This window comes from Neisseria sicca (genome assembly GCF_003044565.1).
Classification (GTDB): domain Bacteria; phylum Pseudomonadota; class Gammaproteobacteria; order Burkholderiales; family Neisseriaceae; genus Neisseria; species Neisseria sicca_A.
The window spans coordinates 828,073-843,955 of record NZ_POXG01000001.1 but is presented as its reverse complement, the minus strand read 5'-3'; the positions used below and the strand labels follow the sequence as shown (position 1 = coordinate 843,955).

Genomic DNA, 15,883 nt, shown 5'->3' with positions numbered 1-15,883 from the left:
AGCTGAATGCGCTGAAGGACGCGGTGCTGACCAGTAGTTCAGGCAGAGTAAATATTGCAGCGCAAGAGGAAGTTTTAATTACCTGTAAAGGCGCATACATCAAATTCTCGAATGGAGAAATTGAGATTGGCAGTCCGAAGCTGGTTAGGGTGAAGGCGCCGTTGGAGGTGACGGGACCGAGTAGTCTGCAATTGGAGCAGGTCAAGACCATTGCTAAAACATTAAAACAAGGCAGATTTGTACTTTCATCCAAGCCGCATGGTCATGGCTTTGTTTACACTAACGAACCCTACAAACTCTATAAAGATGGGGCGCTGCTAAAAGAGGGGCTGACCGATGATTTGGGTGCGATAGAGTATGAACATGATGATAAGTCTAAATATAAAGTAGAGTTGAGCAACGGTGCAATATTTGACATTACTCCACCAGATAAACAGCAGGAAAAAAATGTGAAGAAACAACTTGCCCAAAACCTGACTGCTTTAGGTTATCGGCATGTTGAGCACGAAGAAACCGCAAACAAGGATACGTCCCTTATCCGTTACTTTAAACAATCTGATAAAAAGCAAATCGATTAAGGAATTGAAAATGCCAAATTCTAATAATGAAAATATACAGCAAGTTACTTGTACCAAGGCGGGTGCAGCAGTACTCTCTTCACGCTGGTACTTGGATAACTCAAATTACAAACAACGTAACGGCAATAAGTTAACACCGTATTTCAGTGGGCAGGAGGTTTTTGCTGCAATTGCAGAATCCATTAAAAAAGCCACAAAATCAATAGACATTGTATGTTGGGGATTTGATCCGGCAATGCCGATTGTTCGAGAAGGCGGTAATTGGAAATGGAAGGAAACTGATAGCTATGGTCATCATTTGATAGAAGCGGCAACTAATCACAAGGAGATGAAAATTCGCTTGCTGCTTTGGTACACCAAATCAGGTAACGGAGTGATGGAAAATGCCCCTGGATTGCCAGCTAGTTGTATTCCTTTTGCTTCTAGAAAAGAGGCGTTTATTAGGCATGAGATAACGCTTGAAAATGGAACAAAAAAAACAAAAAAAACAATAAGCCGGGAGAATGGAAGTAATGATAAAACTGGTAGCCGAGCTTGGAGTCCTGAGGCTACGGCATATTCTCGAGAATGGTTTGAAAAAATTGAGAGAGGCGTTTATCCAAATATTGAAATAGTATTCCGTGCAATAAGTAATCTAAATAATTTAGTGTTGAAAAATGAGGATCCTAGAAGTTTTGGGGAGAGTTTTAGTTTGAATTTTCCTAGTGATCACCAAAAATCCCTTTTAGTGGATTATGGAACAGAACAAGCACATGGCTATGTAATGGGGCACAATAGTCTGACTGCTTATTGGGATACGGTAGAAATGCGCCATGATGAGCCGCTTCGAGAGGCTGGGTTAGGACCTTGGCATGATTTTTCAATTGGTATTAAAGGTTCTGCACTGATAGATTTAAATGCCAACTTTTGCGAATCATGGGATGATAATTGCCAAAAAAATTATATTCGTAAAGGGTATGAGAAAATTACTGAAAGTCGAAAAAAGCCGGACATGGAAAAAATAATGAGTGAATATTGCGACTCTAATGGTTCTTCCATTCAGCTAGTCCGTACTCGACCTGACAAAAAAGTGAATGGCGATAAAGAACTGGAAATTCGTCGTGCTTATTTTCAGGTTGCAGAAAATCCGCGTCGCTATGTGCTAATTGTCAATCAATATTTTCAATATGCTTCATGGGTGAAAGAGGTAAAGCAGTATTACAAAAAATATCTAGAAAAGCTAGGAGCGTTAAATAGCGAGAGTAAACCAATGCTGTATGTTTTTGCCTTTACTTCTCAGCCGGAAAAAACAGAAATGATGTTCCGTACGCATCAAATGGCGAACGAGTTGGGTGTGAGTGACCAGGTGGGGCAAGGAAAAAACGGGGATAATGAGCTTTATCGTCAGGATAAAGATGGAAATTATCACACGACCATGAAAGGTGCTTTAAATGGTGCAGAAATGAAACATACTTACGAAGAGCTTAAAAAAAACGGAATTGAAACAGTATTCTGCAACTTAAAAACTCAAGTTGACGGGGAACCACAGGATATCTATATTCATGCCAAGTTAATGGTTATCGACGATGATTTCTTTACTCTTGGTTCGGCAAATCTGAATTTTCGAAGCATGACTGTGGATTCAGAACTGAATCTGCTTTGTGATGATGAAGAAGTAGCTTACCAATTTCGTAAGACTTTGTTTGATCGATATAGTGGTGGAGCGATTAGGCAATTTGAAAAGCATGATAAGATGGACGACTATTTCCTTCACTTTAAGAGACTAGCTAATGAGAATAAAAAGATGATGATAAAAAACATAATGATTACAGGTCATGTTGTTCCTTTTTCAGATGGTCGTAGTGTGACAGGTTCTAGAAAGGCATGATTATGAACAGATTGATTTTGCTACTAAGTGTTTTTTGCCTGAACGCCTGTCACTTTCAAGGAGTTACCATGCCTAATAAAGATTACACCCAGACCCATCCAGTACCCAAAGCCTTTGATTCCAAACGTACACAATACACCTGCGCCACTTGGACGCCACCATCTCCACCCGATGCCGAAGCCCATCTTTGGTATCGCGCCGCCACTCTGCTGGATGCCAAAGACTGGCGTATGAATAAAGAGGAATTTCAGGACATGATTGTCTTGTATGAAGCGGCTGCATCAAAGGGGCATTATCAGGCAATTAACAACCTTTACCTGCTCTACACCCATGTGCAAGGTTCGACCGGCATTATGTACAACCCCTTGCACAACCGCGCCCGCAAATGGCTGCACTACGGTCTAGACAAAAACTGGGCAATGGCAAACTACTGGCTGTTTGACGCTTTGTATGAAGGTAATGCAGGCTATCGCCGTAATCCGCAACTTGGTCTTGCCTATTTGCAAAAGGCGGTGGATTTGGGGGTGCCGCTGGCGCAATATGAGTTGGCGCGGATTTACGAAAATAAAATGAAAGATGCGAAGACTAGTGAATCATTGTTTAGCTGTGCAGCCAAGCAGGGTTTCTCTGCAGCAATGGACGAGTTATCCATATCTAAGAAGATTGATGGAGATTTAAAAGAATCATTGTCGTTGATGCACAATGCAGTGCGGTATGGCGGACAAGGGGGTGGTGGGGCTGCTGTAGGTTTAGAAATGGTTTTCAGTAAAGATAAGGAATTAATGAGGCAATTTTCTGATATTCCTGCTGATCCAATCCGCAAAGCTGCCTACAAAGAATTGTATAAGGCACTTTTAGGCACTGGCACCAAAAGCGGCAACCCCTTCTACACCTTCCCGCGCCTAGACGAAGTCCTTCCCCTGCCACCCGCCAAAACCCATTGGAAAGGCATCTACTCCGCAATGAGTAAAGAAGACGCGGCGTTCTACCAAAACCCGCCTGATACCGCTGCTCTTGCTGCCGATATTCTCAAACGCGGTATCGTCAAAAAAGAAGACGTCTATTGGCCGCCGCGCAAAGAATAAAGGCAGAAAGGTCGTCTGAAAGTGAAGTTCAGAACAACTTCTATGGTTTCAGGGCCGTAGGTTGAATCAAGAACCAACACTTTAAAAAAGGTCGTCTGAAAATATGTTTTCAGACGACCTTTTGTTTGCAGCTAAAGCTCAGTCCGTAAACTTGACGAGATCTTGGCGATCGATACGGATTCTCTTTTTGAACCTTGAATGTACTAAGGAATGAAGGGGATAGGGTTTGTTGTGGGAGTGCTTGAAGTCGGTGCCGTGTGTTCAATTGGATCTCTGTGTCTTTTCGATGCTTGCAATCTGAACAAGCGGTCTTATATAGTAGGAGCTACGGTGTTAGCTTCTTTATTTTCAACCCTCAAAGGTTTCTTATTTACATGAACAAAATCATTCTGCCTGCGCTTTGCGCCCTGCTTCTTGCTTCCTGCGGTAACGATACCGACAAAATCGGACGTGCCAGCACGGTTTTTCATATGCTGGGGAAAAATGACCGTATTGAAGTCGAGGGCTTTGACGATCCTGATGTGCAAGGGGTTGCCTGTTATATTTCTTATGCGAAGAAAGGCGGTTTGAAAGAGACGGTGAATTTGGAGGAGGACGCGAGCGATGCTTCCGTATCTTGCGTGCAGACGGCGGAGGTCATCCGTTATAACGAGCAAGCTGTCGTCAAGCCGCGGGAAGTGTTTAAACGCAGCGCGAGTTTGGCGTTTAAGAGCCAGCAGATTATCCGTTATTACGATCCTAAGCGTAAGGCGTTTGCGTATCTAATTTATAGCGACAAAATCGTTCAGGGTTCACCGAAAAACTCTTTGAGCGCGGTGTCGTGTTTTGGCAGTGCTAAAGCGGATGTGCAGCAAATTGCCGGTGCGGAAGGCAAACAGATTTACGGTGCGTGCGTCGTGGATGCGCCTGTGCCGACCAAATAAAAGACGAGCGATATGAACCTAACCGACCATTTCTTGATTGCCATGCCCGATATGGACGACCCGTTTTTTGAAAATTCGGTAATTTATGTGTGCGAACACAACGAAGAGGGCGCGTTGGGCATCATCATCAACAAACCGTCGCCGATTACGATGGACATGATTTTTGCGGCAACCGACCGCAATATCCCTTTGCGGATGCAGCACGAACACGTCATGATGGGCGGGCCGGTACAGATTGACCGCGGCTATGTCGTGCATACGCCGGTGGGCAACTGGCAAAACAGTATGATTGTTTCAGACGACATTGCGCTGACGTCTTCACGCGATGTGATTGAAAACTTATCGCGTCAGGGCGCGGTGGATAAGATTTTGATCAGCATAGGCTATTCGAGCTGGAGCAAAGGGCAGCTTGAACGCGAGCTGGCGGACAATGTCTGGCTGACGGTAAAGGCGGACGAGCATATTTTGTTCGATATGCCTTATGAACACCGCTACGCCGCTGCATTCGCCAAGCTGGGCATCCAGCCCGATGCGCTTGTCTGCGGAGCCGGTCATGCATAAAGCGCCGGCAGGGACGGTTTTGGCGTTTGATTTCGGCGAGGTGCGTATCGGCGTGGCGCAGGGCGATGCGGAGCTTGGCTTGTCACATCCTTTGGCGACGGTTACCGGCAACAGCAATGACGAGAAATTCAACGCCATCGCCAAGCTGATACGGGAATGGCAGCCCAAGCATCTGGTCGTCGGGCTGCCGACCCACGCCGACGGCACGGAACACGAGTTGACCCGCCTCAGCCGCAAATTCGGCCGCCGCCTGCACGGGCGTTTTAACCTGCCCATATATTGGGTGGACGAACGGATGTCTTCGCTATACGCCGAAAGCCTGCTTGCCGAGGCGCAGGTGTTCGGGCGCAAACAGAAGGCGGTACTCGACCAAGTGGCGGCGCAAGCGATTTTGCAGGGCTTTTTCGATGGCGGAGCCGTGGAGTATTTCAACGGCAGGGAAGAAGGTTCGGAAGAATCATCCGTTTGAGAGAGTTTGAAAAAGGTCGTCTGAAAGTGGAGTTGACGGGATTTAAATCCGGCAACAGGCTTTCAGACGACCTTTTTGCATCAGAACAAGGCTTCAATCCTTAACAGTGCGCCAACGCGGTGTTTTTGGTTTTCCTTGCGGTTGTTGTAGTAGTTGACCTCGGTTTGGGTAAACAGCCAGTTGCGCCAAATCGGCTGGCGGTAGGTGGTAAACGGGCCGTAGGTATTGAGGGCGGCTTTGCGTTTTTCGATATTGCCGCCGGTGTACACGCCGTAGTTGACGTGGCGGTGTTTGCCGAGGTTGTGTTGGCGGAAGAGGCTGTTGCCCCATGTCCAGTCTTCGGTTTTATCGTGTTCGTATTGCAGGTGTGCCTGATTGGCGATAAAGCTTTTTTCGTCGGGGGTGTAACGCGTTTCCCAGTTGGTACGGACATGGTGTTTGCTCTTGATGCCGTAACGGTAGATTTGTTCCAAGCTGGTGTCGATGCTGTCGGTCAGTTGCCAATTGCTCGAGCTTTTGGCGCGGGCGAACAGGTCGCTGCCGGAGCGGATACCGATATCAAAGTCGGTATTGGTGCGCTGTTTCGCGAATGCTTCGGTCCAGCGGACGGCAAGGGAGGCGTTGTTGTCGCGGCTTTGGGAAGCGTCGAAAATCCTGCCGTTGGTGTTGGTACGGTTGCGGTAGGCGTTGGCTTCGTGTTTCAGCTCGTCGTCCAAAGAGTCGTCACCGAAAATCACATGGACTTTTTTCTCCAAGGTCGGCAGTTTCAGACGACCCCGTACGCGCGGCGTCACGGTAAACTTGTCGTCAGGGTTCCATTCGGTATCGAGCATGACACGCAGGTTGGCATCGGCAGGGTGGTCGGGATCGGGTTCGCCAAACCAGTCGTCTATGCGGTTGGACCATTTGTCCAAGCGTTTGGAAACGACTTTGTGGCGGTGGTCCACCCAAGTGTCACCGTCGGCGGGCGGTTCGTCGTTCGCGGCGGCAACGGTCGGGAAGAGGGTGAGCAGGGTGAGTAGGGATAACGTTGTGGTTCGGATAATCATTGTTTTTCCTTGCTTAATGCATAAAGCTATTATGGACGGTATCTTAGGGATAATGCAAGTCGTCTGAAAAAGGCTGTGATAAAATCTTGCGCGCCGTTCTATTGCGCAGAAACGCAGTCAGGCGGGCGCATACCAATACATTAAGGAAAACCGAATGAGTATTTTGTCGAAAATTTTTGGGAACAAGCCGTCCGACGAAACGGCACAAGAGCCGCGCAAACTTTCCGCGCAGGAAAAAAGCGAGGGCGCGGCGCGGGCGATTTATGCGAAAGATAAAGTGTATGTGCCGCTGTCTGCCATGCAGGCGGATGTGTCGGAAGGGACGGGCACCCCTTATATAGGTCGTCTGAAAGACGGGCGGACGGTTTTATATCTGTTTGACACCTATGAAGCCGCGCGTGCTTTTTCAGACGGGCAGGACGGCGCTTTAGACGGCATCGGCTTGGTCGGTGCGTTGGATAAGGCGGACCAGTTCAATAATCTGAACAATGTCTTGCGTGTCGCGCACTCGCTGGGCATTCAACTGATGGAATACAGAGGGCAGGATGGCGAGCATTTTGAATGCGCGCTTTCTTGGCTGATGCGCGTGAACGGCGCGGGCAGCATGGCGGCTTCCAGAGAGAAGATGGATGCTTTGTCCATCGGTAGCGATGCCAAGCTGCCGCTGCAATTTCATCCGATAGCCATTGTCGGTTTTTCCAATCCCTATAAGGTTACACCGGCGCGGGCGGAGGAATTGTTCAAGCAGTTTACAAATGTCGAAGATGAGGAATTGCTGAAATTTTTTGCCGGCAACACGCCGCAAGAGAATGTGTTGCTGATCGGGCTGGTGGAAAAATATTCGGCGGATTTGGCGAAATCCGTGAAGTATATCGTTTGGAACCAATTGGCGGAGCAGCCGCTTTTTGTCGGGATAAACCGCAAAGACGGCGGACTTTACGCGCGGGACGGTTATTTATACCTCTTTTACACCGACCGTTTCCAACACATGGGTCCTGCCGGCTGCCATCCCGTTTCCGGCAAGGAAGCCGTGTTGGACTTGGTTCGCCGCCACGAACTGAAAGGCATCGCCCTGACCGACGGGCCGCACAATATGGCGCGGTTTGAAAACGACGTGATTTTCCAAGAAGCGGAATAAGGAATGGCGGCAAACAGGTTTGCCTGAGTGTCACATTTAAAATACAAAGGTCGTCTGAAAAGGGCTGTGATAAAATCTTTGCGTTTTCACTATCCCTTTCAGACGACCTTTTTATGTTGAACCCATCCCGAAAACTCGCCGAACTTGTCCGTATTTTGGAAGAGGGCGGCTATATTTTTGTCGGCGATCCCGTGCAGGCGACGGAGGCGTTGCGCCATGTCGAAGGCGGCGCGGAAGGCAAAATCATCCGCCGCGCGGAGATGATAGACAGAGACAGTCAGCTTCGACATACCTTGGAACAAGTGCGTACCGGGTCGTTTTGGCTGTGGATTGTGGCGGCTGCGGCGATGTTCAGTACTGGTTTTTCAGGCACTTACCTTCTGATGGACAGCCAAGGGCTGAATTTCTTCCTGATTTTGGCGGGCGTGTTGGGTATGAATACGCTGATGTTGGCGGTATGGCTGGCATCGCTGTTCCTGCGCGTGAAAGTGGGGCGGTTTTTCAGCAGTCCGGCGACGTGGTTTCGGGGTAAAGATCCCGTCAATCAGGCGGTGTTCCGGCTGTATGCAGACGAATGGCGGCAGCCTTCGGCGCGTTGGATCGCCGGCGCGACTTCGCACAGTCTATGGCTCTGCACCTTGAGCGGGATGCTGGTGTCAGTATTGCTGCTGCTTTTGGTGCGCCAATATACGTTCAACTGGGAAAGCACGCTGTTGAGCAATGCCGCTTCGGTACGCGCGGTGGAAATGCTGGCGTGGCTGCCGTCGAAACTTGGTTTCCCTGCCCCCGATGCGCGGGCGGTGGTCGAAGGTCGTCTGAACGGCAACATCGCCGATGCGCGCGCGTGGTCGGGCTTGTTGGTCGGCAGCATTGCCTGCTACGGCATCCTGCCGCGCCTGTTGGCTTGGGCGGTATGCAAAATCTTTTTAAAAACAAGCCAAAGCAAGCTGGATTTGGAGAAGCCTTATTATCAGGCGGTCATCCGCCGCTGGCAGAACAAAATCGTCGATGCGGATACGCGTCGGGAAACTGTGTCCGCCGTTTCTCCGAAAATCACCTTAAACGACGCGCCCAAATGGGCAGTCATGCTGGAAACCGAATGGCACGAAGGCACATGGTTTACGGGCAGGCTGGCGCAGGAATGGCTGGATAAAGGCGTGGCGGCGAATCGGGAAGAGGTTGCCGCTTTGGAAGCGGAATTGCAACAGAAACCCGCCCAGCTTCTCATCGGCGTACGCGCGGAAACCGTCCCCGACCGCGGCGTGTTGCGGCAGATTGTCCGACTCTCCGAAGCGGCGCAGGGCGGGGCGGTGGTACAGCTTCTGACGGAGCGGACGCTTTCAGACGACCTGTCCGAAACATTGAACCACTGGCGCAATGCGCTGGCAGAGTGCGACGTGGCATGGCTGGAACCTGATAAGGCGGCGCAGGAAGGTCGTCTGAAAAACCAATGACCGCACTTGAAACGCCCCATAAAACCGCCATCCTAAAAAAGGTCGTCTGAAAATCCATTCTTCAAAAACATCATGAATAAACAACCCCTTTCCCTCGCCGTCGTCGGGCATACCAATACCGGCAAAACCTCGCTCCTGCGCACCTTGTTGCGCGACAGCGGCTTTGGCGAAGTCAAAAACGCCCCGTCCACCACGCGCCATGTTGAAGAAGCCGCGATTACCGACGGCGCCGATACGCTGCTGTATCTGTACGACACGCCCGGACTTGAAGACGCGGGCGGTGTTTTGGACTGGCTTGAAACCCATACGGATGCGCGCGCCGACGGCATCGAGCGGCTGCAACAGTTTCTCGACAGCGACGGCGCACATCACGATTTCAACCAAGAAGCCAAAGTGCTGCGGCAGCTTTTGCAAAGCGACATGGCGTTGTACGTCATCGACGCGCGCGAACCCATCCTCGACAAATATCGGGATGAATTGACCATTCTTTCATGGTGCGCCAAACCGGTCATGCCCGTGTTCAACTTTACCGGCGGACAGCTTCCCGAAGCGTGGACAACCATGCTGGCGCGGAGAAACTTGCACGTTTTCGCAGGGTTCGATACCGTCGCCTTCGATTTTGAAGGCGAATTGAACCTTTGGAACAAGCTCGCCACCATGTTGCCGCAGCATGACATCATCGACCGCCTGACCGCTTCCCGCCGCCGCGAATGGACGCGTCTGGACAAAGAAGCGCGCCACGAAATCGCAGGTTTTCTGCTTGATGTTGCCGCCTTTACGCAGGAAATCGACGAAAACGACGACCCCGCGCCCGTCCTGCAAACCATGCAGGCGGAAATACGCCAGCTCGAACGGCAGATGCAGCAGCGGCTGTTTGGCCTCTACCGCTTCTACCACAGCGAAATCGACAGCGGCGACTGGGTGCCCAAAGCCTTCCATCAAGACCCGTTTGACAGCGAATTGCTCAAAGAATACGGCATCCGTACCGGTACGGGCGCGGCAACCGGCGCGCTCATCGGCTTGGGGCTGGACATCGCCACGCTCGGCGGTTCGCTCGGATTGGGGACGGCAATCGGCGGCTTTCTCGGCGGCATCCTGCCCAATACCCGCACCATTTCCGATAAGCTCAACGGCCGCCAAACCCTGCACACCGACCCCGAAACCCTGACCCTGCTCGCCGCCCGCGCCCTCGATTTGCTCCACATCCTGCAAACGCGCGGCCACGCGGCGCAATCGCAAGTCGAGTTGCACAGCCGCAAAGCGCCGTGGCAGGCGGACAAACTCCCGTCCGAACTCAACAAAGCGCGCAGCAGGTGGAAATGGTCGTCCCTCAACACCCACCTCCCCGAAACCAGCCGCGCCGAACGGGAAGAATATGCGGAAAGTTTGAGTAGGAAATTGGGTGGGTAAGCAGGCGGAGGACGGCAGGTTCCCAAATTTCAAAAATTCATCAGGACGAAGATGCCCAAACTTTATATGTTCTATCTCGGCGGTAACGCAGGCCGTTCCAATATCGAAGTGCACGACATCCAATTTGCCGTGTGCGACGATTACCGCGAAGCCATCCCCGCGCTTAAAGCCGCATGGTTCGGCGATGCGGACAAAATCTACATCGACGGCTGGCAGGTTGTCGAATGGGCGGACGGTTATGATGTCGATGTATCCGACGACACCGAGCTGAAAGGGTCGTCTGAAAACGCCCCGCACCTGTATTTTGTCAATGTCGGCGGTTATCGCGCGGGGCAGCTTGCCGAGGAGCATGCTTTCGGACTGTTCGCCGCCGCCACGCCCGCCGAAGCCAAGCAAAAAGCCCTGCAAACCCTGTTGCCCGATCATATTCAACAGCATAAAGACAACCTGAAAGAGGTGGACAACCTGCTCCGACTCGACCGCATCGGCAAGCACACCATCCGCCTGACCCCGAATCCGCACGGCAAACCTGCCGAAATCGGCTTTCAGGGCTATTTACCGATTTAAAGTACCCACCATGAAAATTACTAAAATATTCACCTTCGACTCCTCACACATGCTCGACGGGCATGACGGCAAATGCCAAAACCTGCACGGGCATACCTACAAACTCGAAATCACCGTTTCAGACGACCCCATACGGGGTGGAGCAAAAGACGGCATGGTGATGGATTTCACCGACCTCAAAGCCGCCGTCAAAAAACACATCACCGACCCCTTCGACCACGCGTTTATCTACAACGGCGGCAACGAGCGCGAATGCCAAATCGCCGCGCTCTTGGAAGGCTGGAACATGAAAACCCTGTGCCTGCCCTGCCGCACCACTGCTGAAAATATGGCGGTCGAAATGTATGACCGTTTGCAAAACGCAGGGCTGAAAGTGTGCAGCGTGAAATTGTGGGAAACGCCGACATCGTGTGCGGAGTATGAAGGGGATTAGGAGAGCAATTCCTACCTGCAAATCCAAATCATCAACCAAGAAGCAAAAAAGGTCGTCTGAAAACCCGATTACCCATATTTCAGACTACCTTTCACAACGACACACCCATTAAAAGGAACACCCATGAAACTTCTTCCCACCCTCCTACTCCTCCTCGTCGCCGCCGAACATTTCTACATCGCCTGGCTTGAAATGACGCAGATTCCCAGCGAAAAAGCGGCGGAAATTTTCAATCTGCCTTATGAATTTATGGAACAAAAGCGCGTGCAGACCCTGTTCAGCAACCAAGGGCTGTATAACGGCTTTCTTGCCATCGGGCTAGTTTGGTCGCGGTTTGCCGCGCCGGACAATGCCGTTTACGGCGCGACGATTCTGTTTCTCGGCTTCGTCTTGATTGCCGCCGCATGGGGCGCGTTCTCTTCCGGCAACAAAGGCATACTCGTCAAACAAGGTTTGCCCGCGATGCTGGCGGCGGCAGCGGTGTTGGCGGTATGAAAAAAATCAGCGTCGCCCCCGAAAATCCGCAATACCGCATCGTCGAAATTTTCGAGAGCCTGCAAGGCGAGGGCTGGAACACGGGCATGCCTGCCGTTTTCGTCCGCTTGGGCAAATGCAATCTGGCATGCGGCTGGTGTGATACCGATTATTTAAAATTCGGCATGATGAGTCTGTCCGACATCTTAGGTCGTCTGAAAAACTATACTGCCCGCAATATCATCATTACCGGCGGCGAGCCGACCATACAGCCGCATCTCGATACGCTGCTGGACGTGCTCAAGGCGGAAGGCTATTTCCTCTGTATCGAAACCAACGGCCTCAAGCCCGCGCCGCCGCAAATCGACTACGTCGCCACCAGCCCCAAAGCCTGCTATGCCGACAAATATGAAACAAACTGCATCGCCGAAGCCGACGAAGTGCGCATTGTGGCGGACGGTGATGTCGTTGCGTTCTGCCAAAACATGGAACGCAAAATCCGCGCGCGTCGTTACTACCTTTCCCCCTGCGAACAAAACGGCGTAATGAACATCTACGACACCATCCGCCAAATCGGTCTCTTAAACAGCCGCCCCGACGCGCCCGTGCATTGGCAGTTGAGCGTGCAGACACACAAATGGGCGGGGATAGAGTAGGTTTCAGACGACATATCTATGTAAGGTTGGAGAGTTAAAAGGTCGTCTGAAAAGATAAAAGGGTCGGGTATTGATATCCGATCCTTTTTATATGGCAAATGCAAAAAATAAAGCCGATACACAGTATAATCGCCTTATTTTGCCTGACTCTATAAAAATATCATGAAACGTTTATGGAAATACTTGCTTTGGACGCTGGTCATTCTGCTGCTCGTCGTAGCTATCGTCCTCTATATCGTTCCCTATTATCTGAAACAGCGCGAAATCCAAGCCGCGCAAGCGGATTTGGCGCTGCTTTCCATTCAGTCCACCCCGTCGCCATCTTTGAAAAACGGCATAGATGCCTTGTGGTTGCTGGAGTTTCGCACAAAAGATGATGCCGAGCGTGCCGATTTAATGAAGCGTTTCGGGAGCGACATTCAAGGTAATAACAACCAAGATATCCTCAAACAGAATCAAGAATTGCAAGGCAGGCGGCTTATTGTCCCTGAGTCCGGTGATAAATCATTGGACTGCGGTACAACGGCGGCAGAGTGCTTGGCTGAGGTGCGTGCCGACTTGCCGAAAGCGAAAGCCGTGGTGGAAAAATACGCCGAACTGTTAGCCAATGTAGACAGGCTTACCGACTACGATATTTTTGTTTCAAGAGACTGGCCTAATGATGATTATGGTATTGCTGTTAAACCGCTTCCAAAACTGCAATTCGTGACATACGGTAGAAAACCTGCCGCACTTGATTGGGCGGAAGGTCGGGAAGCCGAGGCATGGAAGCGCGTTTGCCGAAACATCAAGACGGGTCGAGGTATGCTGAATAAAAGTCCGGAGTTGATTTACGCCATGATAGGGAATGCCGTTATCCGAAGGAATACTGACCTTGCCGCGCAAATGCTGTACGAAAAACCCGAGTGGGCAAACCGTCTGCCTGCCGAATGTGACGGGATGTTTGATGTTCTGCCGGCAGAGGAACAAAATATTTGTTTGATAGCTCAGGAAGAGTTTCGGTTAAGTGCCAATTCACTGCGGCAATGGGAATTTGAGCAGCAAGGATTATGGTTTTTACAGAAGGGGTACATGAATCTGAATGGGCTTCATGAGTTGATGACATTAACGGGTGGAGAAATACAGTATGCCGACATAATGCTTTCTCTTCTATTGCGTCCTAATGTGGATGCAGAACATACATTAGCTCACATCTCGCCTTACTTCGCCGCCTACTGCAAACCGGAAAAAATGGCTATTTTGAAAAATGACAGTAAGGCGCAATGGATGCCTTCACAAGAGATAAACCAGACATTTACTAAGAAATGGGCATGTATGGGTAATAGTGTCGGCTGTATCACTTACGCTATTGTTCTTCCTTCCTACGACTCCAGCGTCCATCGCCTGCAAGATACCGCCATGCAGCAACGCGCGTTCCAAGCCGCTTTAGAGCTATACCGTCTGCCCGCCGGTAAACGCCGTGCTGCTTTAGAAAGCGTTTTGGCAAAACATTCCAGCCCGTCCCGTGAATTGCGCTGGAACGAAGAACAGAAGGCTTTGGATTTTGAAATCTATCAGCAAAATGCCTCACCGCTGCCACTTAAATTGAATTTGGAAAATTAATACGGGAAGAGCATCATGAAACGTTTATGGAAATACTTGCTTTGGATGATGGTCATTCTGCTGCTCGTTGTAGCGGTCGTCCTCTACATCGTTCCCTATTATTTGAAGCAGCGTGAAATCCAAGCCGCGCAAGCGGATTTGGTACTGCTCTCCATTCAGCCCACCCCGTCACCATCTTTGAAAAACGGCATAGATGCCTTGTGGTTGCTGGAGTTCCGCACAAAAGATGATGCCGAACGTGCCGATTTGATGAAGCGTTTCGGGAGCGACATCAGATATCACCAAGATACCCTCAAGCAAAATCAGGAATTGCAGGGTAGGCGGATTGCGGATTTGGCTCTCTATAACGAATCATCGGGATGTAGCGAACGGATGGCGGAGTGCCTGAATGCCATACGCGCCGACTTGCCGAAATTCAAAGCCGAAGTGGAACAAAATGCCGAGCTATTGGCGAATATGGATGAACTTGCCAACTACGATATCTTTGTTCCCAAAGAATGGTCGAGTGACGATGATTCGCTTGCTGTCCCGTTTTCAAAATTTTCATGGGTGGCGGCATATGGCAGCAAAGCCGCAGCCATCGATTGGGCGGCAGGAAAGGAACGTGAAGCATGGCAGCGCGTTTGCCGCAATATCAAAATCGGTCGGAACATGCTACATAATGCACTGGGTATGATTTACGTTGAGACGGGTACCGAAGCCATCCGCAGGAATACTGACCTTGCTGCGCAAATGCTGTACGAAAAGCCCGAATGGGCAAACCGCCTGCCGAGCGAATGCGATGGAATGTTTGAAACATTGACGGCGAACGAACAAAGTACCTGTTCTGCAATAAGCAGTGAGTTTCAAATGATGGGAAATTTCACACGCAAAAGAGAAAATGGACCATTTGATCTCATGCAAGATCAGTTGCGAGCGTTGATCGATTCAGGCATGGGGACGGAAGATATCAGATCGACGATCCCTCTAATCCGACCTAATCTTGATTCGGCACACACGCAAGCGCTTTATGCCCCGCATTTTGCTCACTTCTGCAAGCCAGAAACCAAAGTTGCTCTAGATGCTGATAGGAAAATGCCATCGGTGCAGAAATCGAAACTGGATAATTTTGAACATAAATGGGCATGTATCGACAACAGTATAGGTTGCTTGCAGGCGGCAATTATGGTTCCTGATTTTGATTACGTCCATCGCCTGCAAGATACCGCCATGCGGCAACGCGCATTCCAAGCCGCTTTAGAGCTATACCGTCTGCCCGCCGGTAAACGCCGCGTTGCTTTAGAAAGCGTTTTAGCAAAACATTCCAGCCCTTCCCGTGAATTGCGCTGGAACGAAGAACAGAAGGTTTTGGATTTTGAAACCTATCAGCAAAATTCCTTACCGCTGCCACTTAAATTGAATTTGGAAAATTGATTCAACAGATTTGTCTTTCAAATAGCTAATCCAAGGTCGTCTGAAACTTTTCAGACGACCTTTTTTGCGGCTGTCGGATTTGTTTGATAAAAAATGAAAGGCAGAAATCAATACAGATGAAAATGACGGAGCGGATAAGATGTAAATTATTTGATTCTTTTTCGACTGTTCAATATACTCCGACCGCTTTATTTCATCTTATTA

General features: G+C 50.1%; 16 protein-coding genes. 15 read left to right on the top strand and 1 reads right to left on the bottom strand.

Annotated elements, in window-relative coordinates; translation table 11 throughout:
* The 6 genes from DBZ16_RS16315 to ruvX all read left to right on the top strand — a co-directional run.
* Positions 1-578: DUF2345 domain-containing protein (locus DBZ16_RS16315; protein ID WP_240600217.1), on the top strand; the 578-nt coding region annotated here is incomplete at its 5' end.
* Between the two features lie 10 nt (positions 579-588).
* Positions 589-2,445: a phospholipase D-like domain-containing protein gene (locus DBZ16_RS04480; RefSeq protein WP_159070297.1), complete on the top strand. Its 1,857-nt coding sequence runs from the start codon at positions 589-591 to the stop codon at positions 2,443-2,445.
* Positions 2,446-2,513: 68 nt separating this feature from the next.
* On the top strand, positions 2,514-3,530 hold the full coding sequence (locus tag DBZ16_RS04475) for a tetratricopeptide repeat protein (protein WP_430914326.1): 1,017 nt from the start codon (positions 2,514-2,516) through the stop codon (positions 3,528-3,530).
* A 374-nt stretch (positions 3,531-3,904) separates the two neighbouring features.
* Entirely contained in the window at positions 3,905-4,453 is a 549-nt protein-coding gene (locus DBZ16_RS04470; protein ID WP_107813071.1) for a CreA family protein, read from the top strand.
* A gap of 12 nt (positions 4,454-4,465) precedes the next feature.
* Positions 4,466-5,014 carry a YqgE/AlgH family protein gene (locus tag DBZ16_RS04465; protein WP_019271440.1) on the top strand — a complete coding sequence of 183 codons (549 nt, stop codon included), beginning with the start codon at positions 4,466-4,468 and terminating at the stop codon, positions 5,012-5,014.
* A complete protein-coding gene (gene ruvX / locus DBZ16_RS04460) occupies positions 5,007-5,483 on the top strand; it encodes a Holliday junction resolvase RuvX (RefSeq protein ID WP_107813070.1) in 477 nt (158 codons plus the stop codon). The genes DBZ16_RS04465 and ruvX overlap by 8 nt, the downstream gene beginning before the upstream one ends.
* Positions 5,484-5,563: 80 nt before the next feature.
* Here ruvX and DBZ16_RS04455 read toward each other — a convergent pair whose 3' ends face one another.
* Positions 5,564-6,532, bottom strand: coding sequence for a hypothetical protein (locus tag DBZ16_RS04455; protein ID WP_107813069.1), 969 nt, complete (start codon positions 6,530-6,532; stop codon positions 5,564-5,566).
* Positions 6,533-6,686: 154 nt separating this feature from the next.
* Between DBZ16_RS04455 and DBZ16_RS04450 the strand changes: the two genes are divergently transcribed.
* From DBZ16_RS04450 to DBZ16_RS04410, 9 genes are all read left to right on the top strand, one after another.
* A complete protein-coding gene (locus tag DBZ16_RS04450) occupies positions 6,687-7,670 on the top strand; it encodes a hypothetical protein (RefSeq protein ID WP_107813068.1) in 984 nt (327 codons plus the stop codon).
* A 113-nt stretch (positions 7,671-7,783) separates the two neighbouring features.
* Entirely contained in the window at positions 7,784-9,124 is a 1,341-nt protein-coding gene (locus DBZ16_RS04445; RefSeq protein WP_107813067.1) for a DUF2868 domain-containing protein, read from the top strand.
* Positions 9,125-9,196: 72 nt separating this feature from the next.
* Positions 9,197-10,534, top strand: a complete 1,338-nt coding sequence (locus tag DBZ16_RS04440; RefSeq protein ID WP_107813066.1) for a DUF3482 domain-containing protein — start codon at positions 9,197-9,199, stop codon at positions 10,532-10,534.
* Positions 10,535-10,585: 51 nt separating this feature from the next.
* Complete coding sequence (locus DBZ16_RS04435) at positions 10,586-11,101, top strand: DUF1543 domain-containing protein (protein ID WP_107813065.1); 516 nt, start codon at positions 10,586-10,588, stop codon at positions 11,099-11,101.
* 10 nt (positions 11,102-11,111) lie between these two features.
* Positions 11,112-11,534, top strand: coding sequence for a 6-carboxytetrahydropterin synthase QueD (gene queD / locus DBZ16_RS04430; RefSeq protein WP_107813064.1), 423 nt, complete (start codon positions 11,112-11,114; stop codon positions 11,532-11,534).
* 123 nt (positions 11,535-11,657) lie between these two features.
* Positions 11,658-12,029 (top strand): DUF1304 domain-containing protein, encoded by a 372-nt coding sequence (locus DBZ16_RS04425; protein WP_107813063.1) that lies wholly within the window; start codon positions 11,658-11,660, stop codon positions 12,027-12,029.
* A complete protein-coding gene (locus DBZ16_RS04420) occupies positions 12,026-12,664 on the top strand; it encodes a 7-carboxy-7-deazaguanine synthase QueE (RefSeq protein WP_107813062.1) in 639 nt (212 codons plus the stop codon). The genes DBZ16_RS04425 and DBZ16_RS04420 overlap by 4 nt, the downstream gene beginning before the upstream one ends.
* 162 nt (positions 12,665-12,826) lie before the next feature.
* Entirely contained in the window at positions 12,827-14,266 is a 1,440-nt protein-coding gene (locus DBZ16_RS04415; protein ID WP_107813061.1) for a hypothetical protein, read from the top strand.
* Between the two features lie 15 nt (positions 14,267-14,281).
* Positions 14,282-15,679: a hypothetical protein gene (locus DBZ16_RS04410; protein WP_107813060.1), complete on the top strand. Its 1,398-nt coding sequence runs from the start codon at positions 14,282-14,284 to the stop codon at positions 15,677-15,679.
* The last annotated feature ends 204 nt before the right edge of the window (positions 15,680-15,883 follow it).